Annotated in this window: 25 protein-coding genes; 12 read left to right on the top strand and 13 right to left on the bottom strand. The window is 67.4% G+C overall.

Annotation, left to right across the window (positions count from 1 at the left end; all coding sequences use genetic code 11):
* The first annotated feature begins 37 nt into the window (after positions 1 to 37).
* Positions 38 to 1,150 (top strand): sensor histidine kinase, encoded by a 1,113-nt coding sequence (locus SPHME3_RS0112715; protein ID WP_018250763.1) that lies wholly within the window; start codon positions 38 to 40, stop codon positions 1,148 to 1,150.
* Positions 1,147 to 1,944: a LytR/AlgR family response regulator transcription factor gene (locus tag SPHME3_RS0112720; RefSeq protein WP_017978776.1), complete on the top strand. Its 798-nt coding sequence runs from the start codon at positions 1,147 to 1,149 to the stop codon at positions 1,942 to 1,944. The genes SPHME3_RS0112715 and SPHME3_RS0112720 overlap by 4 nt, the downstream gene beginning before the upstream one ends.
* Positions 1,945 to 1,983: 39 nt before the next feature.
* Here the strand turns inward: SPHME3_RS0112720 and SPHME3_RS21065 are convergent, their stop codons facing one another.
* The 4 genes from SPHME3_RS21065 to ubiA form a co-directional block, all read right to left on the bottom strand.
* Positions 1,984 to 2,130: a lmo0937 family membrane protein gene (locus SPHME3_RS21065; RefSeq protein WP_017978775.1), complete on the bottom strand. Its 147-nt coding sequence runs from the start codon at positions 2,128 to 2,130 to the stop codon at positions 1,984 to 1,986.
* Positions 2,131 to 2,251: 121 nt separating this feature from the next.
* Positions 2,252 to 3,040 carry a 3'(2'),5'-bisphosphate nucleotidase CysQ gene (locus SPHME3_RS0112730; protein ID WP_017978774.1) on the bottom strand — a complete coding sequence of 263 codons (789 nt, stop codon included), beginning with the start codon at positions 3,038 to 3,040 and terminating at the stop codon, positions 2,252 to 2,254.
* Positions 3,033 to 4,382 carry a TldD/PmbA family protein gene (locus SPHME3_RS0112735; RefSeq protein ID WP_017978773.1) on the bottom strand — a complete coding sequence of 450 codons (1,350 nt, stop codon included), beginning with the start codon at positions 4,380 to 4,382 and terminating at the stop codon, positions 3,033 to 3,035. The genes SPHME3_RS0112730 and SPHME3_RS0112735 overlap by 8 nt, the downstream gene beginning before the upstream one ends.
* Positions 4,383 to 4,431: 49 nt before the next feature.
* Entirely contained in the window at positions 4,432 to 5,352 is a 921-nt protein-coding gene (gene ubiA, locus SPHME3_RS0112740; protein ID WP_017978772.1) for a 4-hydroxybenzoate octaprenyltransferase, read from the bottom strand.
* A 134-nt stretch (positions 5,353 to 5,486) separates the two neighbouring features.
* On the opposite strand from ubiA, the gene SPHME3_RS0112745 reads away from it, so the two are divergent.
* From SPHME3_RS0112745 to SPHME3_RS0112755, 3 genes are read left to right on the top strand one after another with little or no spacing between them, the layout of a single operon-like run.
* Positions 5,487 to 5,675, top strand: a complete 189-nt coding sequence (locus SPHME3_RS0112745) for a hypothetical protein (RefSeq protein ID WP_231372515.1) — start codon at positions 5,487 to 5,489, stop codon at positions 5,673 to 5,675.
* Complete coding sequence (locus SPHME3_RS0112750; RefSeq protein ID WP_017978770.1) at positions 5,672 to 6,412, top strand: 16S rRNA (uracil(1498)-N(3))-methyltransferase; 741 nt, start codon at positions 5,672 to 5,674, stop codon at positions 6,410 to 6,412. Before SPHME3_RS0112745 ends, SPHME3_RS0112750 begins: the two co-directional genes overlap by 4 nt.
* 45 nt (positions 6,413 to 6,457) lie before the next feature.
* A complete protein-coding gene (locus SPHME3_RS0112755) occupies positions 6,458 to 7,831 on the top strand; it encodes a glutamate--cysteine ligase (RefSeq protein ID WP_017978769.1) in 1,374 nt (457 codons plus the stop codon).
* 232 nt (positions 7,832 to 8,063) lie between these two features.
* Here the strand turns inward: SPHME3_RS0112755 and SPHME3_RS0112760 are convergent, their stop codons facing one another.
* Positions 8,064 to 8,834 (bottom strand): polyphosphate kinase 2 family protein, encoded by a 771-nt coding sequence (locus SPHME3_RS0112760; RefSeq protein WP_017978768.1) that lies wholly within the window; start codon positions 8,832 to 8,834, stop codon positions 8,064 to 8,066.
* Positions 8,835 to 8,856: 22 nt separating this feature from the next.
* Positions 8,857 to 10,248: an APC family permease gene (locus tag SPHME3_RS0112765; RefSeq protein WP_026151810.1), complete on the bottom strand. Its 1,392-nt coding sequence runs from the start codon at positions 10,246 to 10,248 to the stop codon at positions 8,857 to 8,859.
* A 139-nt stretch (positions 10,249 to 10,387) separates the two neighbouring features.
* On the opposite strand from SPHME3_RS0112765, the gene SPHME3_RS0112770 reads away from it, so the two are divergent.
* Entirely contained in the window at positions 10,388 to 11,221 is an 834-nt protein-coding gene (locus tag SPHME3_RS0112770) for a TIGR00266 family protein (RefSeq protein WP_017978766.1), read from the top strand.
* A 226-nt stretch (positions 11,222 to 11,447) separates the two neighbouring features.
* On the opposite strand, the gene aspS is transcribed toward SPHME3_RS0112770, so the two are convergent.
* Positions 11,448 to 13,268: an aspartate--tRNA ligase gene (gene aspS, locus SPHME3_RS0112775; protein WP_017978765.1), complete on the bottom strand. Its 1,821-nt coding sequence runs from the start codon at positions 13,266 to 13,268 to the stop codon at positions 11,448 to 11,450.
* Positions 13,269 to 13,370: 102 nt separating this feature from the next.
* Between aspS and rnd the strand changes: the two genes are divergently transcribed.
* The gene (gene rnd / locus SPHME3_RS0112780; protein WP_020486492.1) at positions 13,371 to 14,546 is read left to right on the top strand and encodes a ribonuclease D; all 1,176 of its coding nucleotides are present in this window, start codon (positions 13,371 to 13,373) and stop codon (positions 14,544 to 14,546) included.
* Positions 14,543 to 14,839, top strand: coding sequence for an I78 family peptidase inhibitor (locus tag SPHME3_RS0112785; RefSeq protein ID WP_017978763.1), 297 nt, complete (start codon positions 14,543 to 14,545; stop codon positions 14,837 to 14,839). Before rnd ends, SPHME3_RS0112785 begins: the two co-directional genes overlap by 4 nt.
* A 128-nt stretch (positions 14,840 to 14,967) precedes the next feature.
* Here the strand turns inward: SPHME3_RS0112785 and SPHME3_RS0112790 are convergent, their stop codons facing one another.
* The 5 genes from SPHME3_RS0112790 to SPHME3_RS0112810 form a co-directional block, all read right to left on the bottom strand.
* Positions 14,968 to 16,434 carry a Ppx/GppA phosphatase family protein gene (locus tag SPHME3_RS0112790; RefSeq protein WP_018250764.1) on the bottom strand — a complete coding sequence of 489 codons (1,467 nt, stop codon included), beginning with the start codon at positions 16,432 to 16,434 and terminating at the stop codon, positions 14,968 to 14,970.
* A 204-nt stretch (positions 16,435 to 16,638) separates the two neighbouring features.
* A complete protein-coding gene (locus tag SPHME3_RS0112795) occupies positions 16,639 to 18,804 on the bottom strand; it encodes an RNA degradosome polyphosphate kinase (protein WP_017978761.1) in 2,166 nt (721 codons plus the stop codon).
* 2 nt (positions 18,805 to 18,806) lie between these two features.
* The gene (locus tag SPHME3_RS0112800; RefSeq protein WP_017978760.1) at positions 18,807 to 19,439 is read right to left on the bottom strand and encodes an HdaA/DnaA family protein; all 633 of its coding nucleotides are present in this window, start codon (positions 19,437 to 19,439) and stop codon (positions 18,807 to 18,809) included.
* Between the two features lie 4 nt (positions 19,440 to 19,443).
* Positions 19,444 to 20,691: a hypothetical protein gene (locus tag SPHME3_RS0112805; protein ID WP_017978759.1), complete on the bottom strand. Its 1,248-nt coding sequence runs from the start codon at positions 20,689 to 20,691 to the stop codon at positions 19,444 to 19,446.
* 187 nt (positions 20,692 to 20,878) lie between these two features.
* Positions 20,879 to 21,280, bottom strand: coding sequence for a nuclear transport factor 2 family protein (locus SPHME3_RS0112810; protein ID WP_017978758.1), 402 nt, complete (start codon positions 21,278 to 21,280; stop codon positions 20,879 to 20,881).
* A 441-nt stretch (positions 21,281 to 21,721) separates the two neighbouring features.
* On the opposite strand from SPHME3_RS0112810, the gene purM reads away from it, so the two are divergent.
* The 4 genes from purM to SPHME3_RS0112830 are packed head-to-tail and all read left to right on the top strand — an operon-like array spanning position 21,722 to position 24,354.
* Positions 21,722 to 22,837 carry a phosphoribosylformylglycinamidine cyclo-ligase gene (purM, locus tag SPHME3_RS0112815; protein WP_018250765.1) on the top strand — a complete coding sequence of 372 codons (1,116 nt, stop codon included), beginning with the start codon at positions 21,722 to 21,724 and terminating at the stop codon, positions 22,835 to 22,837.
* A 7-nt stretch (positions 22,838 to 22,844) separates the two neighbouring features.
* A complete protein-coding gene (purN, locus tag SPHME3_RS0112820; RefSeq protein WP_017978756.1) occupies positions 22,845 to 23,390 on the top strand; it encodes a phosphoribosylglycinamide formyltransferase in 546 nt (181 codons plus the stop codon).
* The gene (locus tag SPHME3_RS0112825) at positions 23,387 to 23,749 is read left to right on the top strand and encodes an MmcQ/YjbR family DNA-binding protein (RefSeq protein ID WP_017978755.1); all 363 of its coding nucleotides are present in this window, start codon (positions 23,387 to 23,389) and stop codon (positions 23,747 to 23,749) included. The genes purN and SPHME3_RS0112825 overlap by 4 nt, the downstream gene beginning before the upstream one ends.
* Complete coding sequence (locus tag SPHME3_RS0112830) at positions 23,746 to 24,354, top strand: hypothetical protein (protein WP_017978754.1); 609 nt, start codon at positions 23,746 to 23,748, stop codon at positions 24,352 to 24,354. Before SPHME3_RS0112825 ends, SPHME3_RS0112830 begins: the two co-directional genes overlap by 4 nt.
* Here the strand turns inward: SPHME3_RS0112830 and SPHME3_RS0112835 are convergent.
* Positions 24,339 to 25,652, bottom strand: coding sequence for a methyltransferase family protein (locus tag SPHME3_RS0112835; RefSeq protein WP_231372514.1), 1,314 nt, complete (start codon positions 25,650 to 25,652; stop codon positions 24,339 to 24,341). The two genes, SPHME3_RS0112830 and SPHME3_RS0112835, sit on opposite strands and share 16 nt — an antisense overlap.
* Between the last annotated feature and the right edge of the window lie 71 nt (positions 25,653 to 25,723).

Genomic DNA, 25,723 nt, shown 5'->3' on the forward strand with positions numbered 1-25,723 from the left:
GCACGGCGGTGCGCACGCGTGTAGAGACGCCGGCTATATGGCGACCCTTCCCGCCCCCACCCGCCCGGCGCTCAACGTGCGCCCCTTCTTCGAGAACAAGAGCCGCGCCTTCTGGACGCTGCAGGCGGTCGGCTGGACCGGCTATCTGTTGCTGCGCGGCGCCTCGACGCTCACCAACCTGTCGCTCGACACGATCATCCCCGTGATCGTCGAGGCTATCGTCGGCTATTGCGTGACGCTGCTGCTCTCAACCTTCTACGGCTATTTCCGGCGCTTGCCGCGGGTCAGCGGGCTGATCCTGACGATCCTCGCCTTCGTGGTCGCGACGATCTTCTCGACCTTCGTCGATGCCTTTACTTGGTCGCTGATCCAGAACGGCCAGCCCGGCGTCACGCTGCCGCGCATGGTCGTCGCCTTCTACGTCGCCTTCACCGCGCTGTTCGGCTGGTCGGCGCTCTACTTCGGCATCAATTTCTACCTGATCGTCGAGGATCAAATCGACCAGATGCAGCATCTGGAAAGCCAGGCGTCGTCGGCGCAGCTCGCGATGCTGCGCTATCAGCTCAACCCACACTTCCTGTTCAACACGCTGAATTCTATCTCGACTTTGGTACTGCTCAAGCAGACCGAGCGGGCGAATGCCATGCTCAGCCGGCTGTCATCCTTCCTGCGCTACACGCTGGCCAACGAACCGACCGCGCACGTCACCGTGTTGCAAGAGGTCGAGACGCTGAAGCTGTACCTGGAGATCGAAAAGATGCGGTTCGAGGATCGCCTGCGCCCGGTGTTCGACGTCGATCCGCGCGCCGAACGCGCCCGCCTGCCCTCGCTGCTGCTGCAACCCTTGGTCGAGAATGCGATCAAATATGCGGTCAGCACGCAGGAGCAGGGGGCCGAAATCTGCATCCGCGCGCGGCTCGCCGGGGATCGCGTGCAGATCGGCGTATCCGACACTGGACCGGGTTTGCAGGAGGGGCGTGCGATGCCAAGCCTTTCAACTGGCGTGGGTCTCCCCAATATTAGGGAGCGGCTGGTCCAGGCCTATGGCCCGGATCACCGTTTTGAGACGCGTACCGCGCCGGCTGGCGGGTTTTCGGTGGAGATCGAAATCCCCTTCCAGCTCGACGATGTGAGTAGAGAGGCCGCATGACGATCAGAACCATCCTGGTGGACGACGAACCGCTCGCGATCCAGGGATTGGAGCTCCGGCTCCAGGCGCATGAAGACATCGAGATCATCGAAAAGTGCTCGAATGGGCGCGAGGCGATCCGGGCGATCAAGACGCACAAGCCCGACCTTGTCTTCCTCGACATCCAGATGCCCGGGTTCGACGGTTTTTCGGTCGTGCAGGGCCTGATGGAGGTCGAGCCGCCGCTGTTCGTGTTCGTCACCGCCTATAGCGACCACGCGCTGCGGGCGTTTGAGGCGCAGGCGGTCGATTATCTGATGAAGCCGGTCGAGGAATCGCGGCTGGCCGATACGATCGAACGGGTGCGTCAAAGGCTTAGTGAAAAGCGCGGCGTCGAGGAGGTGGAGAAGCTGAAGGAGGTGCTCGCCGAGCATGCGCCCGAGGCGGCTGCCGACATCGCGGACGCAGGCGACCTGTCGGCCAATCGCTACGAGAAGCTGATCAACATCAAGGATCAGGGCCAGATCTTCCGCGTCGACGTCGACACGATCGAGCGGATCGACGCGGCGGGCGATTACATGGTGATCTACACCGGCGACCGAAACCTGATCCTGCGCGAGACGATGAAGGATTTGGAAAAGCGGCTCGATCCGCGCCGCTTCCAGCGCGTCCACCGCTCGACGATCGTCAATCTGGACCTCGTCAAACAGGTGAAGCCGCACACCAACGGCGAATGCTTCCTGGTGCTCGATTCGGGCGCCAGCGTAAAGGTCAGCCGCAGCTATCGCGACGTCGTCGCGCGCTTCGTTCACTGACGAAATCGGGGGGCGGCCGGTGCCGCCCCCCGATCGAACTTATAAAGCGCGGCGGCCGGTGAAGAGCTGGATCAGGCCGACGATGATCGCGATGACCAGCAGGATGTGGATCAAACCGCCGGCGATGTGGAGCGAGAAGCCCAGCAGCCACAGGATCAGCAGGATTACGGCGATCGTCCACAACATGATTGGCATCCCTCTCTTCGCCAGGCCCAGCGCCCGGCGTCAGCAACAAAACGTTACGCAGGCGATACCGGTTCCGATATGGCCGAAGAGTGATTGTTTGTGAGGCGCTTACAATGCGCGGTCAGCGGATCGAGGCCGCCTCCGCCCGTGGCCTGATCCACGCGAGCGCTTCGTCATGGATGCCCGGCGCGGCAACCATCACGCCGAAGGCGGTCGGATCGGGCTTATTGTAGCGGAGCGTCCCACCCAGCGCGTCGCTTACCCCCGCACCCGCCTCTACCGCGATCACCGCCGCGGCCGCGATGTCCCATTCGTTGCCCCAGCGCAGCGTCGCGACGAGGTCGGCCTCGTCCGCCGCCACCATTGCCATCCGCAGCGCGATCGAATTGGGCTTGTGGACGATCGTCAGATGACGATCGATCTTCGGCAGCGCATCGGTGGGCACGCGCGCGCCGGACAAAGCGGATCGCATACCGGCGTGCAGGGCTACGCCGTTACGCCACGCCCCCTGCCCGCGCGTCGCGGTCCAGCGTTCGCGACGCGCCGGTGCATCAAGCACCCCCAGCACCACCTCGCCGTTGCGCACCAGCGCGACCGAGACCGCCCAGCCTTCGCGTCCGCGGATATAGTCGCGGGTCCCGTCGATCGGATCGACGACCCACACCGCCTCGCGCGCCAGCCGGTCGGTATTGTCCACCGTCTCCTCCGACAGCCAACCGGCGTCGGGCAGCAGCCCCTCCAGACGCGCACGCAACATCCGATCGACGTCGAGGTCGACCTCGCACACCGGGCTGCCCGGTGTCTTCTCCCAGCGGCGGAAATCGGTCCGCCAGCGGGCAAGCGCCATCTGCCCCGCCTCGTGCGCGATCTGGGCGACGGCCGCCGTCAGGTCGAACGCCGGATCAGCCACTCGCGATCGTCATCCCGTCGATCCGCAGCGTCGGCACATTGATGCCATAGCGGAATTCGAGGTCGCTCCCGGGCGTCAGGTTGAGGAACATGTCCTTCAGATTGCCCGCAATCGTAAACTCGGCGACCGGCCCGGCGATCACGCCGTCGACGATGCGGAAGCCGGACGCGCCGCGACTGTAGTCGCCCGTGACGGAGTTCACTCCCTGGCCAATCAGCTCCGTGATATAGACGCCATCGGCAATGTCGCCGATCAGCGTCTCGACCGGGATCACGCCGGCCTGCATGTACAGATTGCTAGGCGAGACGCCGGGCGATCCGCCGACGCCGCGCGCGGCATGGCCGGTCGGCTCCAGCCCCAGTTGTCGCGCCGATCCGCTGTCGAGCAGCCAGGTCTCCAGCATACCGTCCGCAATGATCGCGGTCGGCGATACCGGCAGCCCTTCACCGTCGAAGGGGCGCGACCGCAAACCGTGCGGACGATGCGGATCGTCACAAATGGTGACGCCGTCGGCGAACACGCGCGTCCCCAGCGCGTCGAGCAGAAAGCTGGTCCGCCGTGCGATCGCCTGGCCTGCAATCGCGCCGGTGAGATGGCCGAGCAGCGACGAGCCGACGCGGGGGTCGAGCACGACCGGCATCGCACCACTGGCGAGGCGGCCGGGGTTGATCCGGGCGACGGCGCGCTCCCCGGCGCGCCGACCGATCGCCTCGGGCGTCTCGAGATGCGCCCGCTTGCGCGCCGCGTGATGCGCGTAATCGCGTTGCATGCCGCTCGCGACGTCGCCCGCCAAAACGCTCGCGGACAGGCTGTAGGTGGTCGTGGCATAGGCGCCGGCAAAGCCGTGGCTGGTCGCCAGGCCCCAGACGGACCGTGACGCGGCCGCGCCGCCGCCCTCGCTATTGCTGACGCCCGCGACGCTGCGCGCCGCGTCCTCGGCCTCCTCAGCCCAGGCCCGCAAATCGGCAGGTGAAATGTCGCCGCCATCGTCGAGATCGAGCAGCGGCGGCGCCCCGTGCATCAGCCGTTCCTGCGGCGCAAGGCCCGCCCAGCGATCCTCCGGCGCCTCGCGCGCCATCGCCACCGCACGCTCCACCAGCGCGCCCAGCGCGTCGGCGGACAGATCGGAGGTCGAGACGCTCGCCGAGCGCTGGCCGACGAAGACCCGCAGCCCCAGTTCTTCGCTCTCCGACCGCCCCAGATCCTCCAATGCGCCGAGCCGCACGCCGACGTCGGTCGAGGCATCCGCGGCGAAGACGGCGTCCGCGGCATCCGCTCCCGCCCGAACCGCACGGGAAACGATATCGGCGGCGCGGTCACGCGCTTGATCGGGAGTCAGCATCGCCCCCAATTAGGGGCGGGAGGGGCGCGATGCTAGGCCCGACGGCGGCTCAGGCGGTCGATCCGACGACCAGACAGGCGAGGAACATCAGCAACCCGGCAAAGCGGTTGCTGCGAAAGCGGGCCAAGGCATTGCCGCCGTCGTCCGGCACCAGCGTCGTCACCTGCCAGCCGAGATGCAGCGCGACGGGCACCAACGCGACCAACGCGAGCGGATCGGCATGCACCAGCCAGATCGCCCCCGCCCAGCACAGCACCGCCAGCAGATAGAAGCCGGCCGTCCCCGCTCGCACCCGCGCACCCATCCGCAGCGCCGACGAGCGCACGCCGATCAGCGCATCGTCCTCGCGATCCTGCAGCGCATAGATCGTGTCATAGCCGATCACCCAGGTGATACACCCCGCGTACAGCAGCCACAGCGGTGCCGACAGCGCACCCGCCACCTCCGCCCAACCGACCAGCGCCGCCCATGAAAACACAAGGCCCAGCCACGCCTGCGGCCACCAGGTGATCCGCTTCATGAAGGGATAGGCCGCCACCGGCGCCAGGCTCGCCAGCGCGACGATCTTCGCCAGCGTGCCGAGCTGGAGCAGCACGACCAACCCGACCAGACACAGCGCGACCAGCCACACCCAAGCGAGCCGCACCGACACCAGCCCGCTCGGGATCGGCCGCGCCCGCGTCCGCGCGACCTGCGCGTCGAGGTCGCGATCGACGATGTCGTTGTACACGCAGCCCGCACCGCGCATCGCGATACTGCCGGCAAGGAACCACAGCAGCAGCGGCCAGCGCACGATCCCGCCCCCAGCGAGCGCGATCGCCCACGCCCCCGGCCAGAACAGCAGCCACCAGCCGATCGGCCGGTCGAGCCGGGCCAGCAGCGCCAGTCCCCGCGCGCGGGGCGGCAGGCGGCCGACCAGACCGCGATGTTCGCTGTCGGGGACGATATCGGTGGGGGGATGCGCGGCCATGATCCGCCTTTGCCGCGCGACACCGCCCGCGGGCAAGGCCGTTCCCGGGCTTTTGCCTCGCTATCGCCGCGAAGATGCGGCAGATCGTCCGCGATGGACGCTACCCGCCCCTCCTGCCCCCGCCGGAACCACCCATGATCGGCCTGTCCGTGGCGGTCGGGCGCTTCGTCGAGGCGCTGTTCTGGGCGATCCTGCGCGTTGCAGGCGTGGTGACCGTCGTCGTCGTGGCGATCGCGGTGGGCGCGCTGCTCGTCGCGATCGTCGCCCGCAAAATCTGGGCGCGGCAGAAGCGCCTCAAGGCCCAACCCGAGCATCGACCATGACCGCCACGCCCGCCTGGCCCCCGCAATCCACCCCGCGCCTGTTCGTCGAGCAGCCCCTCGCGCCCGGTCCGCTGCGCATCGACGGGCCCGCGGCGCATTATCTGCTGTCGGTGATGCGGACTGCGCCGGGCGATCCGGTGAAGCTGTTCGACGACGTCACGGGGGAATGGCTGGCGACCGCGGTGCAGGTCGGGCGCCGAGACTTGACCGTCGACGTGTCGACACGTTTGCGCGAGCGGGAGCCGGTGCCCGACCTATGGCTGTGCGCCGCGCCGTTGAAGAAGGGCCGGATCGACTGGCTCGCCGAAAAGGCCTGCGAGCTTGGGGTCGATCGGTTGGTCCCCGTCGTCACCGCGCGCACCATCGTCGACAAGCTGAAGACCGATCGCTTGCGCGCGCACATGATCGAGGCGGCGGAGCAATGCGCCCGCACCGCTTTGCCGGCGCTCGACGAGCCCGTGAAGCTCGCCGCGATGCTGCGCGACTGGCCGGCGACGCGCACCCTATTCTTCGCAGACGAGGCGGGCGGCGATCCGGCCGTCGCGGCGATGCGGGCGCATCCCGGCCCGGCCGCCATCCTGATCGGGCCGGAGGGTGGCTTCACCGATGCCGAACGCGCGATGATACGCGAACATTCTCAAGCGATTGGCATCAGCCTTGGGCCCCGCATCCTGCGCGCCGACACGGCCGCGGCCGCCGCGGTCGCATTATGGATGGCGGCTGCGGGCGACTGGTAGCAAAGCTTGCTGGCGTCGCTGTTCATCCCCGCGTAAGGGCGCGCCATGACGACCAAGACCGTTATCGCCGAGGGCTCACCCCTCATCGAGTCGCGCGAGCAGCTGATCGCGAGTTTCGCCCGCGGGGAAAAGCCGCGCGAACGGTGGCGGATCGGCACCGAGCATGAGAAGTTCGTCTACAGCACGACCGACCATCACGCGCCGAGCTGGGGCGAGCCCGGCGGCATCCGCGCGCTCCTGACAGAGCTTCAGCAATATGGCTGGCAACCCGTAGAGGAAGGCGGAAACCTTATCGCGCTGACGGGGGCGGACGGCAGCGTCAGCTTGGAACCGGCCGGCCAGTTCGAATTGTCGGGCGCACCACTCGACAACCTGCACCAGACCTGCGCCGAGACCGGACGCCACCTCGATCAGGTGAAGGCGGCGGGTGAGAAGCTCGGCATCGGCTTCCTCGGCCTCGGCATGTGGCCCGACAAGACGCGCGACCAGCTGCCGATTATGCCCAAGGGCCGCTATGCGATCATGCTGCGCCACATGCCGCGCGTCGGCAGCATGGGCCTCGACATGATGCTGCGCACCTGCACGATCCAGGTGAACCTCGACTATGCGTCGGAAGCCGACATGGCGAAGAAGTTCCGCGTCGGGCTGGCCCTCCAGCCGCTCGCGACCGCGCTGTTCGCCAACTCGCCCTTCACCGATGGCAAGCCCAACGGCTTCCTGTCGTATCGCAGCCATATCTGGTCGGACACCGATCCCGCCCGCACCGGCATGCTGCCCTTCGTGTTCGAAGACGGCTTCGGGTACGAACGCTATGCCGACTATATGCTCGATGTGCCGATGTACTTCGTCTACCGCGACGGTCGCTACATCGATGCCGCCGGTCTGTCGTTCCGCGACTTCCTGAAGGGCGAGCTGAGCGTCCTCCCCGGTGAAAAGCCGACGCTGGACGACTGGAACGATCATCTGTCCACCGCCTTCCCCGAAGTGCGGCTGAAGACCTTCCTCGAGATGCGCGGCGCCGATGGCGGTCCGTGGGGCCGTATCTGCGCCCTGCCCGCCTTCTGGGTCGGTCTGCTCTACGACGACGCGGCGCTCGATGCGGCGTGGGACCTGGTGAAGGGCTGGAGCCTCGCCGAACGGCAGGCGCTGCGCGATGCGGTGCCGCGGATGGCGCTCGACGCGCCGCTGCCGGGTGGCGGACGGCTGGCCGATATCGCCGGCACCGTGCTCGACATCGCCCACGCCGGCCTCGCCGCGCGCGCCCGGATCAATGGCATCGGCGAAAACGAAACCGGCTTCCTCGATCCGCTGCGCGACGTCGTCCGGAGCGGCAAGGTGCCCGCGCAGGTGCTGCTCGATCGCTACAACGGCGCCTGGGCAGGCGACCTGTCCCGCGTATACGATGAGGCAAGCTTCTAAAACGCCTCGACATTCCAGCGATCGACCGATGACAATTCCTCCCCCGCCAGGGGGAGGTGGCGCCGCGCAGCGGTGACGGAGGGGGAGGTAAGCGACACGTCAATTGGTGTTTCCGCCCCCTCGGTCATGCCTACAGCATGCCGCCTCCCCCTGGCGGGGGAGGGATTACTCCCCCTGGCGGGGGAGGGATTACTCCCCCTGTTGAACGACGATCCGCCACAAAAGCGCGCGCCTACCGCCCCAACGCCGCCCGCGCGACGCGCTCCAGTTCCGGATCGAGCGGCGGTGGCGTCATATCCACCGCGGCCTCCAGCCGGTCGGCGACCTCCGTTAGCGCGTGGATGCGCGCCGCCTTCTTGTCGTTGCCGTTGATCACCGTCCAGGGCGCGCCGCCCGTGTCGGTGCGGGCGAACATGTCGTGCATCGCGGCGAGATACTCGTCGCGTTTGGCGCGGTTGCGATAATCCTCCAGCCCCGTCTTCCACCGCTTCCACGGATCGTCCAGCCGCGCCTCCAGCCTCTTGTCCTGTTCCTTCTGCGACACATGGACGAACAGCTTCACCAACGTCGTGCCGTCCTCGGCCAGTTCCGCCTCGAACGCGTTGATCGCGTCATAGCCCGCGCGCCATTCGGCCTCGCTAGCAAAGCCCTCGACCCGCTCGACCAGCACACGGCCATACCAGCTGCGGTCGAAGACGATGATGTTGCCCGGCTTGGGCAGGCGAGTCTGGAAGCGCCACAGGAAATCATGCGCCTTTTCCTCAGCGCTCGGCGCGGCGATCGGATAGACCTCGTAATAGCGCGGGTCCCATTCCGCGGTGAGCCGTTGGATGATGCCGCCCTTCCCCGCCGCGTCCCAGCCCTCCAGCATCACGACCGCACGGCGGCCATGGACGATATGGGCGACGAGGATCTGCTCCAGCCGCTCCTGCAGCGCGGCGAGGTCGCGCTTGTAATGGCCCTTATAGGCCTGCTTCTTCTCGTAATCGCGCAGGTCGATCATGCGTCGGTCCGTCCTTTCGCTCCTAACCCTCATCAGGAACGTGAACGCTCCAGTCGCCGCGACGACGCAGGACGAACCAGTAATAGGCCGCGGACGCGACGATCTGCGCGCCCGTCATCAGCAGGCCGGGCCGCCCCTCGCTCGCGTCCTGCCAGCTCGTCCACACGACATAGGCAAGCGCGATCAGCGTCACGACCGGGGCAATCGGGTATAGCGGCATGCGATAGCGCGCATGCGCCGTCGCCCCGGTCCGGCGCCCGACCATCGCGGCGATCGCGATGCCGGCGTAGATCGCAACGAGGCCGGTGCCGCTCAGCACCAGCAACAGCGTCAGCGGCAGGAAGCAACAGGCGACGCCCACCCCGCCGACGATCAGCGTGCCGACCCAGGGCGATCCGAAGCGCGGATGGATGCGCGTCATCCACAGATCGATCGGCCGCCCCCAGCTGCCGTCGCGCGCGGTGCCGTAGAAGAAGCGCGAACAGGCCAGGATGCAGGCGATGATCGCGTTGACGATCGCGATCACGACGCCGATCGCGGTCGTATCCGCCACCCAGCCGTTACCGCGCAATCGCGCGATCAGCCCGAACGGGTCGCTGGCGGTGGTCAGCGCATGCAGGTCGGGCGCGCCCATCAGCACCGCGATCGTCGGGACGATCTCGAACAGCAACGTCAGCACGAGGCTCGCCAGGATCGCCCGCGCGATCAGCCGCGACGGCTCCTTCATCTCCTCGCCGAAATAGACCGCCGCGCCATAGCCATTGAGCGCGAAGATCGCGATCGAGGTGGCAAGGCCGATCCCCGCGGCCGATGCCGGCACCATCGCGCCGCCGTCCGGCATCACCGGCGCGGTCAGCAGCACGGCGAACGGCCGCACCACGTCCGACCAGCCGAGCGCGGTAACGACGAGCAGCGCCAGTACCTCGCCCGCCAGAAACAGGCCGGTGATCCAGGCATTCACGCGGATCTGGAGCAGCGCGATCAGCGTCGATGCCGCGACGACCGCAATCGCGACCGGCACCGTTGGCAGGCCCGGATAGACGGTGGACAGAACCGCACTGATCCCCAGCGCCGCGGCGGGCGGAAAGAACAGATTGTTGAAGACGTTGACGCCCAGCATCACGAATCCGGATAGCGGCCCCAGCGTCTTGGCGACGGCGACATATTCGCCGCCCGCAACGGGCCAGGCGCTCGACAGCTCGGCATAGACGAAGGCCGTCGCGACACAGACGATCCCCGCCAGGATCAGCGCCCAGATCGTCCCCGTCCCCGCCACCTGCAACATGCCCGGAATGATGACGAACACCGACGAAGCCGGCGTCGCCACCGACAAGGTCAGGAACAGGACACCCATAACACCGAGACTGCGGACGAGCGGGGCCGGCCGTGCCGGAAGCAACTGATCGTCTAACATGACCCCCCACGTCTAACCCCGGGGGCCTAGTGACATGGTTAATGGAGCGAGGGAAGCGACGGAATTGCGCGGCTTGCTACTCGCATTGGTTTTTGCAGGCGTGGTAGAGCGGTGCATCACCTGAAGAGGACGATGATCCATGCCCTATGAAAGTCCCTGGCAGCAGCAACGCCGATCGAGCGTGGCGGACGAGATCGACTATGAGATCAAGGGCCAGGAATTGCAGTTCCTGGAGATCGAGCTCGACCCCGGCGAAAGCGCGGTCGCAGAGGCGGGCGCAATGGTGTGGAAGGACGCCAGCATCGCGATGACCACCGTCTTCGGTGACGGCAGCGGCGCGAGCGGCAGCGGCTTCATGGGCAAGCTGCTCGGCGCGGGGAAGCGATTGGTCACGGGCGAAAGCCTGTTCACCACGGTCTTCACGCATGAGGGGTACGGCAAGGCGCGCGTCGCCTTCGCCTCGCCGACGCCGGGCTCGATCGTGCCGCTGCGCCTGTCGGACCTGGGCGGGCAGCTGATCTGCCAGAAGGACGCATTCCTCGCCGCGGCGAAGGGCGTGCAGCTCGGCATCTATTTCCAGCGGCGGGTCATGACCGGGCTGTTCGGGGGCGAAGGCTTCGTGATGCAGTCGCTGACCGGCGATGGCTGGGTCTTCGTCCAGATGGGCGGCACCGTCGTCGAGCGGACGCTGGCGCCGGGCGAGGAATTGCACGTCGACACCGGCTGCCTTGCCGCGATGACGCCGTCGGTTGAGTTCGACCTCGTCACGGTCGGCGGTGTGCGCAGCGCATTGTTCGGCGGCGAAGGCCTGTTCTTCGCGCGGCTACGCGGACCGGGCACGGTCTGGATCCAGTCGCTCCCCTTCTCGCGCCTTGCGGGCCGCATGATGGCGGCGGCGAACGGCGGTGGCCAGAACCGCGGCGAGGGATCGGTGCTGGGCGGGCTCGGCGATTGGGTCGGCGGCAATGATTAGTCGGACCTGCATCTGACGCCAAACAAAGTCCTCCCCCGCCAGGGGGAGGTGGCGCCGCGCAGCGGTGACGGAGGGGGAGGTCAGCGACACATTGGCTTCGTGTCCGCCCCCTCCGTCGTGCCTACGGCATGCCACCTCCCCCTGGCGGGGGAGGACTTGTCGTCGGTCTTCCGCCAACCTCGACAACGCCCGACCCGCCGTCGCTGGTCAATCCGTCGCGCGAAGCTTACCCCGCGCTCGGCGCCACCGCCTTGTCGACGTTGACCGTCGCCTGCGGCGGGGTCGCCTGACGGATCGACAGCTCGCGCAGCTGCTGCACCGACGCGGGCGACGGCGCCCCCATCAGCAGGTCCTCGGCACGCTGGTTCATCGGGAACAGCGACACCTCGCGCAGGTTCTGCGCGCCGCACACCAGCATGACGATGCGGTCGACGCCCGCGGCCATGCCACCATGCGGCGGTGCGCCGTACTGGAACGCGCGATAGAGGCCGCCGAAGCGCTCTTCCACGTCGGCCTTGCTCAGGCCGACGAGCTCGAACGCCTTCACCATCAGCTCCGGCGACTGATTGCGGATCGACCCCGACGCAATCTCATAGCCGTTGCAGACGAGGTCGTACTGATACGCCTTGATCGTCAGCGGGTCCTGATTCTCCAGCGCGTCCATGCCGCCCTGCGGCATCGAGAACGGATTGTGCGCGAATTCGACCTTCTTCGCGTCCTCGTCATATTCGTAGAACGGGAAGTCGACGATCCAGCACAGGCGGAACGCCCCCTGCTCGATCAGCCCAAGCTGGTCCGCCACGCGCGTGCGTGCGGCACCGGCGAGTTTCGCCGCCGCCTCCGCCTTGCCCGCCGCGAAGAACAGCCCGTCATCCGGCCCCAGCCCGAGCGCGGCATAGATCGCCTCCATGCCTTCGGTGCCATGGTTCTTCGCGATCGGCCCACCGAACTCGCCGCCCTTGCGCGTGACATAGCCGAGGCCCGCATGCCCTTCGGCGCGCGCCCATTCGTTCATCTCGTCGAAGAACTTGCGGCTCTTGTCGGCGGTGCCCGGCGCCGGAATCGCGCGGACGACACCGCCACCCGCGACGATCTTCTCGAACAGACCGAAGCCGCTCTGCGTGAAATGCTCCGACACGTCGGTGATGATCAGCGGGTTGCGCAGATCGGGCTTGTCGCTGCCGTACTTCAGCATCGCTTCGTCGTGCGGAATGCGCGGGAACTGGCCGCTCGGCGTCACGCTCTTGCCGTCGGCGAAGGATTCGAAGATGCCGCCGATCACCGGCTCCATCGTCTCCCACACCTCTTCCTGCGTCACGAAGCTCATTTCCAGGTCGAGCTGGTAGAACTCGCCCGGCAGGCGGTCGGCGCGCGGGTCTTCGTCGCGGAAGCAGGGCGCGATCTGGAAATAGCGGTCGAAGCCGGCCACCATCAACAGCTGCTTATACTGCTGCGGCGCCTGCGGCAGCGCGTAGAACTTGCCCGGATGGATGCGGCTCGGCACCAGGAAGTCGCGCGCGCCTTCCGGCGACGAGGCGGTGAGGATCGGCGTCGAATATTCGGTGAAGCCCACGCCTTCCATCCGGCGCCGCATTTCGGAAATCACCTTCGTCCGGCGCACGATATTGGCGTGCAGCGTCTCGCGGCGCAGGTCGAGGAAACGATACCGCAGGCGGATGTCCTCAGGGTATTCCTGCTCGCCGGCGACCGGCATCGGCAGCTCGTCCGCGGCCGACAGCACCGTCGCACCGCGCGCGAACACCTCGATCTCGCCGGTCGCGAGGTTGGCATTCACCGTGCCCGCCGAGCGCGCCTTGACGCTGCCATCGATCGTCACGACCGATTCGACGCGCACCTGCTCCAGGATGGCGAGCGCGGGCGAATCGCTGTCGGCGACGATCTGGGTGATGCCGTAATGGTCGCGCAGGTCGACGAACAGGACGCCGCCATGGTCGCGCTTGCGATGCACCCAGCCCGACAGGCGAACGGTATCGCCGACGTTGCTCGCGGAGAGCGCGGCGCAGGTGTGGGTACGATAGGCGTGCATGATCGTGTCTTCTTCAGGCCGGGGTGACGGGGATGGATGACGGATCGCATCTTCACCCATCCCCTATTTGTCAACCCGCGCGGGCGGTCTATGGAGCGTCGGATGCATATCCACCCGTTGATTACCGACAGCGCGACGCTCGCCAATCTCTGCCATCGCCTTGCCCAGGCCGACTTCATCACGGTCGACACCGAGTTCATGCGCGAGAGCACCTATTACCCCGAATTGTGCCTGATCCAGATCGCCGACCTGAACGAGGCCGCCGCGATCGACCCGATGGCGCCGGGGCTCGACATGACGCCGCTGCTCGATCTGCTGGTGAACAACGAGGACGTGCTGAAGGTCGTCCATGCCGGTGGGCAGGATATCGAGATCATCCACAATCTGACCGGCAAGACGCCGCACCCGCTGTTCGACACGCAGGTCGCGGCGATGGCGTTGGGTCAGGGCGAACAGATCGGCTATTCGAACCTCGTCGACAGCTGGCTCGGCATTCAGGTCGACAAGGGCGCGCGCTTCACCGATTGGGCGCGCCGGCCGCTCGATGCGCGCCAGATCGAATATGCGATCGGCGACGTCACGCACCTCGCGCGGATTTTCCCCAAGATGCTGGAACGGCTGCGCAAGACCGGTCGCGGCGTATGGCTGGACCAGGAGATGGAGCGGCTCGCCGATCCTGCCAATTACGCCAACGACCCCGATCAGGCGTGGAAGCGCGTGCGCATCTCGGGCCGCAAGCCCGACGTGCTGGGCCGGCTGAAGGCGCTCGCCCGCTGGCGCGAACTGGAGGCGCAGGGCAAGGACCTGCCACGCGGCCGCATCGTCAAGGACGAGACGCTGGGCGACCTCGCCGGCCATCCGCCGCGGCGGCAGGCGGACCTCGCCAAGGTGCGCGGCCTGTCAGCGACCTGGGCGTCGAACGATATCGGCGGCCGGCTGATGGCGGCGCTGGAGAGCGCGGCGCCCCTGTCCGCGGACGAACTGCCCCCGCGCGACGATCGCAAGCCGGGCCTGGGCAAGGACGGCGCGCTGGTCGCCGATCTGTTGAAGCTGCTGCTCAAGATTCGCGCGCGCGACATCGACGTCGCCTCGCGCCTGCTGGCCCGATCCGATGAGTTGGAGGCGCTCGCCGCCGGCACCCGCACCGGCCTGCCGATGTTGGAAGGCTGGCGATTCGACCAATTCGGCCGTGATGCGTTGGATCTTGTCGAAGGTCGACTGGGTTTTGCCGTACAGGGCGGCAAGCTCACGATGACGCGGACGGAGGAAGCGGGATGACGACACGGGTCTGGACGCTGGCGGCGCTGCTGCCGATCGGTCTTTGCGGCTGCATGACGATGGCGCCCCCGCCGCCGCCCGCCGGCCCGTGCGTCGTGACCGAAGAGGCACGCATCCGCTACGCCGGCGTCAAGTTCCGCGAGCGCATGCGCGACGCCATCGAATATGAAACCCACTCGCGGATTTCCCGCGTGCTCCGCCCCGGCGATGCGGCGACGATGGATTTCCGGCCCGACCGCCTGAATATCCTGCTCGACGACATGAACGAGATCAGCGGCCTAAAATGCGGCTGAGCCGATAACAGCCCACCCAAAGTCCTCCCCCGCCAGGGGGAGGTGGCATGCCGCAGGCATGACGGAGGGGGAGGCAAGGGCAGCGCTTCGTTGCCGGGAACATCCCATCCCCCCGACCCACGCCCCCATCACCCGCTCCAGTGAACCACCGACTTCCGCCCCAGCGCCGCCGCCAGCGCCGCATGCCGCCGCTCGACCGTCTCCGCATATAGCGCGCGATCAGCATCCTTCAGCGCCAGCGTCACCTGCCCGGCATCGATCGACAGCGCGGATCGCTGCAACGGCCCCGCCAGCCCGCCGCTGAACCTTTGCCCCAGCCGGATCGCGAGACCCCAGCGAATCGCACAGGCGATCTGCGCATCCCTCGCCAGCCCGCCGAGCAGCGGATGCGGGGTCGTGCTGCCGCCCAGGCTGGTATGCAGCACCTGCGCCAGCATCGCGCGTTCGGACGCCTCGATCGCCACCCAATTGCCGTGCAGCGCGATCTCGAACCCGCGCTCGTCGCGAAATTCGGGGTTCGCACGCCACCCCACGTCGGCCAGCAGGCAGGCGGCGTGGCGAATGCGCGCCAGATGCGGCGGATCGGCGGCGAACAGCGGCGCGATCCAGTCGCTCAGCAGATCGCCATGTTCGGGAAAGCGCCCCAGCAGCCGCCCCTCTTCGCGCGCGGCGACGATCAGCGGATCGAGGCTGCGGGTCTGGCGGTCGAGCGCACCGTACAACAGCCCCTCGCGCAGACCGAAGCTGGACGCCACCGCGCTGGACGATCCCAGTTCGCGCAGCACGATGCCGAGCAGGGCGGTCGCGTCGCCAAGCTGCGACGCCCGGCCTGCGGACATGCCGGGGATTTCGCGCAGCCGCTGCTTGGACATGTGCGCGATACTGCGGCCCAGGCGTGCGACCGTCTCGGGCGCCAGCGCATAGCCATGGATGATCGGCAGCGGGAAATGCGTCAGGCTCATGTCGAGCCGCGCCAGCGCGCGCCACGATCCCCCGACCATGTACAGCGGCAGGCCCCTGCCCCGCCCGTTCCATCCGGCATCGCGGATCAGCTTCGAGACATGGCGGTCCAGCCCCGGGCGGCTGCCCCGCCGCAGCGCCGCGATGCGCAGCACGCCGAGTGGGAACGAGATACGATCGGTGACGGTGCCGGCCACCACCCGCACCAGCTCCAGACTGCCGCCGCCCAGATCGCCGACGATCCCGTCCGCATCGGGGATGGCCGACAGGACGCCAAGCCCCGCCGCATTCGCCTCCTGTTCGCCGCTCAGCAGCTCAACCTCGAGGCCAAGGTCCCGCGCGGCGGCGATGAAGTCCCCGCCGTTCGACGCATCGCGCACCGCTGCGGTCGCCACGGTGCGCACCGTCGCCTCCATCTCGCGCGCAACCGCTGCGAATCGCCGCAGCGCCCCGATCGCGAGGCTCATGCTGTCGGCGTCGATCGCCCCCGTCGCGGCCAGACTGCGGCCGAGGCCCGCCATCACCTTTTCGTTGAACAGCGTCGCCGGCACGCGCGGGTGCCCCTGATACACGACCAGCCGAACCGAGTTCGATCCGATGTCGATGATGCCGGTACGGGGAAAGGCGCGGCTCATGGGCGAGCGAACCCTTCGCCCCAATCCCCCGTCACCCCGGACTGGTTCCGGGGTCCACTCCGCGGCGAGGGGGACGGCACGAGGCGCGAACACCGCCCCCGCGGCCCGGTGGACCCCGGAACCAGTCCGGAGTGACGACGGATGTGTGGCAAGCGCGTACGATCCATCACGCGACTGTGGCCGCTGAAGGGACGAGCAACAACCCTAACGCCGCCGCCGAAGCGCCAAAGTGGGCACCGCATTGCTTTCCGCCAGCGCCGCACCGCGTCCGGACAGCGATGGATTGTTCATGAAATAGCGGTGCAGGTTGAACGGCTTGTCGCCCGGCTCGTCCCGCACGTAGCGCCCGTCCGCCTCCAGCTCCCAGCTCTGCTCGGTGTCGATCAGGTTGGCGACCATCACCTGGTCGAGCACCTGGTCATGCACCGTCGGGTTCTCGATCGGCAGCATATATTCGACGCGCCGGTCGAAGTTGCGCGGCATCCAATCGGCGGACGAGATGAACACATGCGCATTGTCGTTGGGCAGCGCCGCGCCGTTGCCGAAGCAGAAGATGCGGCTGTGCTCCAGGAAGCGGCCGATGATCGATTTCACGCGGATATTCTCCGACATGCCGGGCACGCCCGGCCGCAGGCAGCAGATGCCGCGGATGATCAGCTCCACCGCGACGCCCGCGCCGCTCGCCTCGTACAATTTGTCGATGATGATCGGGTCGACCAGGCTGTTCATCTTCGCCCAGACCGCACCGGGCTTGCCGCTGCGGGCATTGGCGATCTCGACGTCGATCTGCTCCAGCAGCGTCTTGCGCAGGTCGCGTGGGCTGAGCGCCAGCTTGGTAATATCGGTCGGTTCGACATATCCCGTGACGTAATTGAACATCTGCGCCGCATCCCGCCCCATCCGCGCGTCCGCAGTGAAGAAGCTGAGGTCGGTGTAGATGCGCGCGGTCACCGGGTGGTAATTGCCGGTCCCGAAGTGGCAATAGGTGCGGAACTGCCCGCCCTCGCGCCGTACCACCATCGACACCTTGGCGTGCGTCTTCCACTCCAGGAAGCCATAGACCACCTGCACGCCCGCGCGTTCCAGCGCGCTCGCCCATAGAATATTCTGCTCTTCATCGAACCGAGCGCGCAGCTCGACCACCGCCGTCACCGATTTGCCCGCCTCCGCCGCGGCGATCAGCGCGTTGATGACGGCAGGCTGCTTGCCGGCGCGGTACAGCGTCTGCTTGATCGCGATGACGTCCGGGTCTGCCGCCGCCTGCTTCAGGAAGGCGAGCACCACATCAAAGGTTTCGTACGGGTGGTGGACGATGATGTCCTTCGCCCGGATCGCCGCGAAACAATCGCCGCCGAATTCGCGGATGCGCTCGGGAAAGCGCGGCACGAACGGCAGGAATTTGAGGTCCGGCCGGTCCTCGTCGATTACCATGTCGAGGTCGCCGATGCCGAGCAGGTTGCCGCTTTCGGTGACGATCGCATCCGCCCCGCCCAGTTCGTTGCGCAGCACGTCGGCCAGCGCATCGGGCATGCCCGTTTCCAGCTCCAGCCGGATCACGCGGCCGCGACGGCGGCGCTTGATCGCATTGGCGAAGTAGCGGACGAGATCCTCGGCCTCTTCATCGATCTCGATATCGCTGTCGCGCAGCACGCGGAACGCCGCAGCACCGACCAGCGTGTATCCGGGAAACAGCACATAGGCGAAGCGCTTGAGCAGCGCCTCGATCGACACATAGCGCGCAACCTCGCCCGGCAGGCGTACGAAGCGCGGCGCGCTGGCGGGGATCATCACCAGCTCGCGCACCGGCTCGCCGTCCGAATCGCGAACGACGTCGAACATCACCGACAGCCCCTTGTTCGGGATGAACGGAAACGGGTGCGCCGGATCGAGCGCTTGGGGCGTCAGGATCGGGAAGATCTGTTCGCGGAAATGCTGTTCCAGCCACACCGCGGCCTCGGCGTCCACCTCGTCGCGGCGCAACACATGGACGCCCGCCTCGTCGAGCGCGGTGCGCAGGTCGCCCCACACCGCCTGCTGGCTCGCCATCAGCGAATCGGCCTCCGCGGTGATCGCGGCGAGCTGCTGTGCTGGCGTCAGACCATCGGTCGAGCGGCGATCGACGTCTTTCAGCTGCTGCCCCTTGAGGCCAGCCACGCGCACCATGAAGAATTCGTCGAGGTTGGTGCCCGAGATCGACAGGAAGCGCAGCCGCTCCAGCAAGGGATGCGATCCGTTGCACGCCTCTTCCAGCACCCGCCGGTTGAACGCCAGCCACGACAGCTCGCGGTTGAAATAGCGATCGTTGACCTCGGGGACGAAAGGATCGTCGTCGGCGTCGGTCAGATGGGCGAGATGGGCTGGGCGAGTCATGATCAGGACATAGGCAGCAACGGTTGCGGTTGCGTGACGATCCCCGCTGCGGTCAAAACAGTCCGCGCGAGCGGGATCGACAACCGCTTGCGGCTTTCGAGCACCTCCTGATCCAGCGCATCGACGACGCGCTGGACGACGATATGGCTGCGCTCGATCCGCGTGCTGAGCCAGGTGACGAGATCGGGCCGCGCATCCAGCCCCCGGCGCTGGAACAGATGGTCGAGCAGCGCCGCGATCAATTCGTCGTCGGGCGGCTGGATCGCAGCATGCGGGCTGGCCGCCAGGCGCGATCGCAAGTCCGGCAGCCGCACCGCCCACAGCGGCGGCAAGGCGTCCGCCACGATCACCAGCGGGCGCCGCTCCGCCTGCGCCTGGTTCCACGCGTGGAAGATCTGCGCCTCGGGCACGTTCTCGGCATCGTCGATGATCGTGCCGTTGCTCTTCGCGGCGAAGATTCGCGCGAGCAGGCTGCGGCCGGACTTGCGCGGGCCGGTCAGCACCGCCGCCATCACCGGCCACGTCGCCCAATGCTCCAGCGTCTGTGCGGCGCGGGCGTTGGAGGGCGTCACGAGAAAGGCGTCGTCGCGGGGGTCGGCGGGCCACCCCAACGGCAACGCGAGCTGATTGGTCATCGCGTTAGCCTGCCGGGTTGGTGTCGGCCGGCAGGTTCGGCGGCAGCAATTGCGGCGCGCGGCGGATGCGCAGCGTCTGGCCGCTGCCCGTCACCTGCAAGCCCCGCACCTCCAGCGCCGCGCGCAACGCATCGGGATCGCCGTCATAGGTCACGCGCATCAGCGACACGCCGCCCAGCGCCAGGCTGGTGGTGGAGGCGGAGCGGACGCCGGGGATGCCGCGCACCAGTCCTTCGGTATTTGCGACCGCGCTCGCGCTCGGCGTGTCGAATTGGAGCGTGATCGCGATGCCGGCGCTCGCGGGCGCCGTATCGCCGACGATCTCGGCCAGCGTCTCGCCGCTCGTATCCTCGGTCGTCGGATCGACGACGGGTTCGGGCTCGGGCGGCGGCGACAGCGTGGGGTCGAGCCCCAGCGCACCACCGCGCAACGCCTGCTGGAAAAGCCCGTCCATCCGCGTCACGCCCGCATCGAGCAATTGCGGCAGGCCCGCCGCCGTCCCGACGCGCAGCGTGAAGCTGCCGAGCAACTGATTGTCCGGCCCGTGCCGCGCCTGGAACACGCCGATGATCGGCCCGCCCGGATAGCTGCGATACAGGCGCACTACCGGGATTAGGATGTCGGACGCGCCATATTGGTCGATGATCGTCCGCCACCAGCCGCGTCCCGGCCGCCCGATCTGGCCCGCATTCAGCAGCAGCGAATCGGCACCCGTGCCAGATGGGCGGACATAATCGATCGTGCTGTTGCCGGTGCGGAAGCGCGCCCAGGCCTCCTGCCAATCGTTGCGCTGTTCGAACACTGTTTCGACGCCGCCCGAAATCTGCAGCGGCACGAGCAGCATCGGGCGCGACCGGTCGGAATAGGCGCTGATGCCCAGGATCGACGCCGCCCGGCCGCGGTCGAACAGCACGCCCAGCTTGGCGATATAGCGCGTCGGCCCCAATTGTTCGTTCTCGACGACGATGCCCGACACGATCTGGTCCAGCGCATTGTCGGAAATCAGCGCGCCGTCGCCACCCAGCCGGCGCGACAGCTGCACCCACGCCTTGCGCTGCGCCAGCCGCCAGCCGCCCAGGCGCGCGGCCTCCGCCGTCTTCGCCGCGACGTCGACCGTGACGCCGCTCACCTCGAAATCGCCCGAACTGTCGACCGGCGCGACCCCGCGCCCGCCCTCGATCTGCGCAAGCGCACCCGCGCCAAAAAGGAGCGCGGCACCGGCCAGCGACGAGAACAGGGTACGGACACGCATCGTGCCCGCCTTTTGGCGAAGCGCGGCCGGTAAGCCAAGCGCGATGTGACGGGGCGGCGCCAGGGGAAAGACGCAGAGGGGCGGTCGGGGCGTGCCTGCCAGCCTGCTTCTTCCCAGCCCGATCGAGAAGCGGGAATGACGCTCGCGAATTTTAGGTTTCGAAATCAGGTGTGAATGATCGTCGATCTTACACGGCGGCCAACGCTACGGCGTGACTATCTTCAAACAGCCGGAAGCGAACGATCTGACCGTCCTCGACCGTAAAGTCGAAGGCGAATTCCGTCTGTATGAGTTTCCCGGTATTCCTCACCCGCGAGGCCAGCTCACCAAGCACGACGACCCTGTTTTCGTTAGCCAGCATATCCGTAATCTCGAATTTCTCGGCTATAACCTGATGACGAAGTTCGCGATAAAAGTCCGCTACGCCAGCACGACCCTCCTTACGCCCGATCCACGGGACGACGTTGACGTCGCCCGCCACGTACCAATCGACATCCTCGCGGACCATTTCGGCAATTCGCTCAGGAGGATCACCGGATGCGTTCCGGCGGAAGAACTCCTCAGCCGTCGCCTTTGCGGAGTTGGCCATAGCGTCCTCATTATGCTGCGTCGCATCGGAAAAGCTATGTTGGCGACCCCTCAGGGTCAACGGCCTGTACGGGTGTTTCAGTTCTCTCCGATTGGGAACGGCGACGGACATCCGGTGGGGCACATTACGTACACCGCCACTCCGCGCTGATAGGAAGCCCGGTCGCGCATCTGAACGAACTTCAGCATTCATGCCCCTGTCCTACACGCCAACCACTCCCTACATCCGCATCATGTGCTCGACCGGCGCCCACCTCCCCCATCGCGACGCGGGGGCAGGCGGGGTGCGCGTTTCGAACGATACGTATCGTCCACTTCGTCCACTTCCGCGCGCGAATTTCGGCGATTCCGGCCCGTCCGCCCCGCCCGAATCACCTGCCCATGCACCCGGCGCCGGTTCAGCATTGCCACCGCGCCGGACAGATCGTAGCAGGCTGGCCGGATGAGCACCGAGCCATCCTCCCCCGCCGACCAGTCCTACACCTATGCCGACGCCGGCGTATCGATCGCCGCGGGCAACGCGCTGGTCCGTGCGATCGGACCGCTCGCCAAGGCGACCCGGCGGCCGGGCGCCGACGCCGACCTGGGCGGGTTCGGCGGCATGTTCGATCTCAAGGCGGCGGGCTTTACCGATCCGCTGCTAGTCGCGGCGAATGATGGCGTCGGCACCAAGCTGAAGCTCGCGATCGAATGGGACCGGCATGAGGGCGTCGGCGTCGATCTCGTCGCGATGTGCGCCAACGACCTGATCGTACAGGGCGCCGAGCCTCTGTTCTTCCTCGACTATTACGCGACCGCGAAGCTCGACAACGGCATCGCCGAACGCGTCGTCGCCTCGATCGCGGAGGGTTGCCGCCAGGCCGGCTGCGCGCTGATCGGTGGCGAAACCGCGGAAATGCCCGGCATGTATGCCGAGGGCGATTACGATCTCGCCGGCTTCTGCGTCGGCGCAGTCGAGCGCGATGCCGTGCTGACCGGGCAGACGATCGCCGCGGGTGACGTCATCCTCGGCCTCGCCTCGTCGGGCGTGCATTCGAACGGCTTCTCGCTGGTCCGCCGCCTTGCCACCGATCGCAATTGGAAGCTTGACCGCCCGGCGCTGTTCGACGCCGACCGGCTGCTCATCGACACGCTGATGGCGCCGACGCGCATCTATGTCGCATCGCTGCTGCCGCTGCTCCGCGAGCGCCGGATCAAGGGCCTCGCCCACATCACTGGCGGTGGCTTGCTCGAGAACATCCCGCGCGTCCTGCCCGACGGCACGCATGCCGTGGTCGATGCCGATGCCTGGGAGCAGCCGCGCCTGATGGCGTTCCTGCAGGCCCAAGGCGCGATCGAGCCCGAGGAAATGGCGCGCACCTTCAACTGCGGCATCGGCATGGCGGTCGTCGTCGCGGCGGATCAGGCGGACGCGGTCGCTGCAGCGCTCACTGAGGCCGGCGAAACCGTCCACACGATCGGCCGCATCGACGCCGGCCCGCGCGGCTGCACCGTGCGCGGCAGCACCGAAACGTGGAGCGCGCGCGCCGACTGGACCGCCACCCACACCCATGGCTGACGGGGCGATGAAGACCGTCGGCATCCTGATCTCGGGCCGCGGCTCGAACATGATGGCGCTGGTCGAATCGGGCGTGCCGGTCGGCCTCGTCGCATCCGACAAGCCCGATGCCGCGGGCCTCGCCTGGGCGCGCGAGCGGGGGCTCAAGACCTTCGCGCTGTCGCCCAAGGGGATCGGCAAGGCGGCCTATGAGACACAGGTCGACGCCGCCCTGCGCGAGGCGGGATGCGAGATCGTCGCGCTTGCCGGCTACATGCGGCTGCTGTCGAACGACTTCGTCGCGCGCTGGCGCGACCGCATCGTCAACATCCATCCTTCGCTGCTGCCCAAGTACAAGGGCCTCGACACGCACGCGCGGGCGATAGATGCCGGCGATGCGGTGGCGGGGTGTTCGGTGCATATCGTCACCGAGGAACTGGATGCCGGCGCCCTGCTCGGCCAGGCCGAAGTGCCGATTTTTGCCGGTGACACCCCCGATACGCTCGCCGCGCGCGTTCTGGTCGCCGAACATCGCCTGTATCCGCAGGTGCTCAAGGAGTTCGCCAGCCGATGACCCCCGAATTGACCGACGCGTCCACCCCGATCGACCGCGTCCGCGCGATCGCGCTGCTGTTGCCCGAGGCGGAGGAACGCGACGAGGGCGGCCTCCCCGTCTTCGTCGTCGATGACGTCCCCTTCGCACAGCTGACCGACGACGAAACGGTGTGTGTCCGCACGGCCGATGCCGAGGAACAGGCCGACGCGCTGGAAAGCGATCCAGACGCCTACGAACCCGCTGACGATCTCGGCCCCGAACCGTGGATCGGCATGACGCTGGGCGGCGACCCCGACTGGACGCTGATCGAGGATCGCATCGCGCACAGTTGGGAACTGGCGGCGCCCGAACGTCTGCTGGAGGCCGGCGGACGATGAGCGGCACCGGCGGAGGCAGCGAAACGCCCGATCAGGCGCAGACGCGCCGCCGCTGGATCACCCTGGCGGAGGTGGTCGCCGTTGCCGGCGTCATCATCGCCGCGCTGACGCTGTACAACAACTGGCAGGAACGCCGCGACGCCGCCGCCGACAAAGCGGTAGAAGCCGCGAGTGCGACGCGCGACAAGACCCGCTTCGTGCTCCGTGGCACACCGTCGAAGGACAAGAGCCAGATCGTCCTCGCCAAGACAGAGGCGCATCCGCTCGGCGACGTGCGCGTCACCTTCCCGACCGCGCTCGACGTCGGCCCGCAGGATGCCGTCGATCAGACGATCGAATCGCGCTGGTTCGAAAAGGCGCTGCGCAAGGCGACCGATGGCGGCCCCGACGCACAGAGCGGCCGGCTGCCCGTGCTGATCCGCTACACCTATTTCACCGACGACCAGCCGACGACGCGGCAGGCGGTCTACGATCTCGTGTGGGAAACGCATGGCCGCCCGCTGCGTGGCCGCGTGGTCGAACTGATCGACCTGCGCCTGCGCGAAACCGGCGGCAACCAGGCGCGCATCGACGCCTTATGGACGAAGGATCATCCCGCCACCTGAGGCGCCTCGACCGGCGCCGGTGCAGGCGTGCCCAGCAGCCAGCGGAGGAACCGCGGCACGGCGCCATGCCGCCCCATCCAGTCGCTGTACGCGCGATACGTCGGGTCGAGCCCCAGATGCCGCTCTTCGGTCTTCGCCCGCCAATAATAGACGCCGCTCACCACGCCCATCAGCAACGTGGCCCGGATCGCATCGACCAACGACCCCGTCGTCAGCAGCGGCAGCGTCGACAGCCACCAGAACAGGTTCTTCGACAGATAGGCCGGATGACGCGACCAGCCATAAGGCCCGTGGGTCAGGATGCCGCGATGCGTGAGGTTGGAAAAGCGCAGGCCGAACGCCACCGTCGCCCAGGCATAGATCGCCGTCAGCACGACCAGCACCGCGCCCCACAGCCACAGCAGCGCCGGATGCCCGGCAAACCAGCTGCTCCACTCCTGCGTCCCCGGATGATAATCCAGCGGTCCGCCGGTCTCCATCATGATGAACGGCGGATAGCAGATCAGCGCCGCGGTCCACGCCGCCGCAAACGGATTGGCGCTGCGGATATGCGAATCGAGCGGCCGCAATGTCAGTACATAGCCGACGGTCGCGAAGCTGACGTCGATCACGAACATCAGCGCGATCAGCCAGCTCGCCAGCATCACCGGGTCGCTCAGCCGTGTCAGATCGCTGCGGATGAAGCTGCCGTAATTGCCCGGCACAACCGCCAGCATGAAGGCCAGGAAGAACGCCTTCACTCCCCAGCTGCGCATATGCCCCCAGATCGCCTCGCGCTCGACGCCCGCCTGCCCGGTCAGCCACGCGCCGACATGCCAGCTGCCGTCGCGAGGCTGCTCCAGATAGCGGTCCAGCCACAGGACATAGGGCACCGCCAGCAGTGCGACGATCGGCATGCCCCAACTGAAGCACCACATGGCGAAGGCGAAATTGCCCTCCCAATAGAAGCGCCCCATGCCATACATGATGCCGATCGCCGCCCAGGTCGCGAACAGGCCGGCAAGCTTGGTCAGGCTGATCTCCCGCGTCTCGGCGAACGGCCGCGGACTGCCCCAGTCGATCCCCGTCGTCGCATGGCGATGCACCTTGTCGACGAGCAGCGACCACAGGATCATCGGCGCAGCGCAGGCGACCAGCGCGACCAGCGCCGCATAAGGTCCGTCCATGCCGATGCTGCCCGCAAAGACCAGCCACGCGCCCAACCCAGCAAGGCCCGCCAGCCCCACGCCATGGCTTACCGCCGACGGCGGGCGATGATCGGGCAAGGACGCACAATCAGGTACAGGGTCGACAGACATGGCCCGCTTCTACCGTGCAAACGGTAATCAAGCCATGAACCACGCTGCCGCTTGCACCGCACGAAGCGCGA

The organism is Sphingomonas melonis DAPP-PG 224 (genome assembly GCF_000379045.1).
Taxonomy (GTDB): domain Bacteria; phylum Pseudomonadota; class Alphaproteobacteria; order Sphingomonadales; family Sphingomonadaceae; genus Sphingomonas; species Sphingomonas aquatilis.

Coding starts and splice junctions, on each gene's coding strand:
- SPHME3_RS0112715 (WP_018250763.1), top strand. CDS start 38: ATGGCGACCCTTCCCGCCCCCACCCGCCCGGCGCTCAACGTGCGCCCC.
- SPHME3_RS0112720 (WP_017978776.1), top strand. CDS start 1,147: ATGACGATCAGAACCATCCTGGTGGACGACGAACCGCTCGCGATCCAG.
- SPHME3_RS21065 (WP_017978775.1), bottom strand. CDS start 2,130: ATGTTGTGGACGATCGCCGTAATCCTGCTGATCCTGTGGCTGCTGGGC.
- SPHME3_RS0112735 (WP_017978773.1), bottom strand. CDS start 4,382: ATGCTGACTCCCGATCAAGCGCGTGACCGCGCCGCCGATATCGTTTCC.
- ubiA (WP_017978772.1), bottom strand. CDS start 5,352: ATGGCCGCGCATCCCCCCACCGATATCGTCCCCGACAGCGAACATCGC.
- SPHME3_RS0112745 (WP_231372515.1), top strand. CDS start 5,487: ATGATCGGCCTGTCCGTGGCGGTCGGGCGCTTCGTCGAGGCGCTGTTC.
- SPHME3_RS0112750 (WP_017978770.1), top strand. CDS start 5,672: ATGACCGCCACGCCCGCCTGGCCCCCGCAATCCACCCCGCGCCTGTTC.
- SPHME3_RS0112755 (WP_017978769.1), top strand. CDS start 6,458: ATGACGACCAAGACCGTTATCGCCGAGGGCTCACCCCTCATCGAGTCG.
- SPHME3_RS0112760 (WP_017978768.1), bottom strand. CDS start 8,834: ATGATCGACCTGCGCGATTACGAGAAGAAGCAGGCCTATAAGGGCCAT.
- SPHME3_RS0112765 (WP_026151810.1), bottom strand. CDS start 10,248: ATGTTAGACGATCAGTTGCTTCCGGCACGGCCGGCCCCGCTCGTCCGC.
- SPHME3_RS0112770 (WP_017978766.1), top strand. CDS start 10,388: ATGCCCTATGAAAGTCCCTGGCAGCAGCAACGCCGATCGAGCGTGGCG.
- aspS (WP_017978765.1), bottom strand. CDS start 13,268: ATGCACGCCTATCGTACCCACACCTGCGCCGCGCTCTCCGCGAGCAAC.
- rnd (WP_020486492.1), top strand. CDS start 13,371: ATGCATATCCACCCGTTGATTACCGACAGCGCGACGCTCGCCAATCTC.
- SPHME3_RS0112785 (WP_017978763.1), top strand. CDS start 14,543: ATGACGACACGGGTCTGGACGCTGGCGGCGCTGCTGCCGATCGGTCTT.
- SPHME3_RS0112790 (WP_018250764.1), bottom strand. CDS start 16,434: ATGAGCCGCGCCTTTCCCCGTACCGGCATCATCGACATCGGATCGAAC.
- SPHME3_RS0112795 (WP_017978761.1), bottom strand. CDS start 18,804: ATGACTCGCCCAGCCCATCTCGCCCATCTGACCGACGCCGACGACGAT.
- SPHME3_RS0112800 (WP_017978760.1), bottom strand. CDS start 19,439: ATGACCAATCAGCTCGCGTTGCCGTTGGGGTGGCCCGCCGACCCCCGC.
- SPHME3_RS0112805 (WP_017978759.1), bottom strand. CDS start 20,691: ATGCGTGTCCGTACCCTGTTCTCGTCGCTGGCCGGTGCCGCGCTCCTT.
- SPHME3_RS0112810 (WP_017978758.1), bottom strand. CDS start 21,280: ATGGCCAACTCCGCAAAGGCGACGGCTGAGGAGTTCTTCCGCCGGAAC.
- purM (WP_018250765.1), top strand. CDS start 21,722: ATGAGCACCGAGCCATCCTCCCCCGCCGACCAGTCCTACACCTATGCC.
- purN (WP_017978756.1), top strand. CDS start 22,845: ATGAAGACCGTCGGCATCCTGATCTCGGGCCGCGGCTCGAACATGATG.
- SPHME3_RS0112825 (WP_017978755.1), top strand. CDS start 23,387: ATGACCCCCGAATTGACCGACGCGTCCACCCCGATCGACCGCGTCCGC.
- SPHME3_RS0112830 (WP_017978754.1), top strand. CDS start 23,746: ATGAGCGGCACCGGCGGAGGCAGCGAAACGCCCGATCAGGCGCAGACG.
- SPHME3_RS0112835 (WP_231372514.1), bottom strand. CDS start 25,652: ATGTCTGTCGACCCTGTACCTGATTGTGCGTCCTTGCCCGATCATCGC.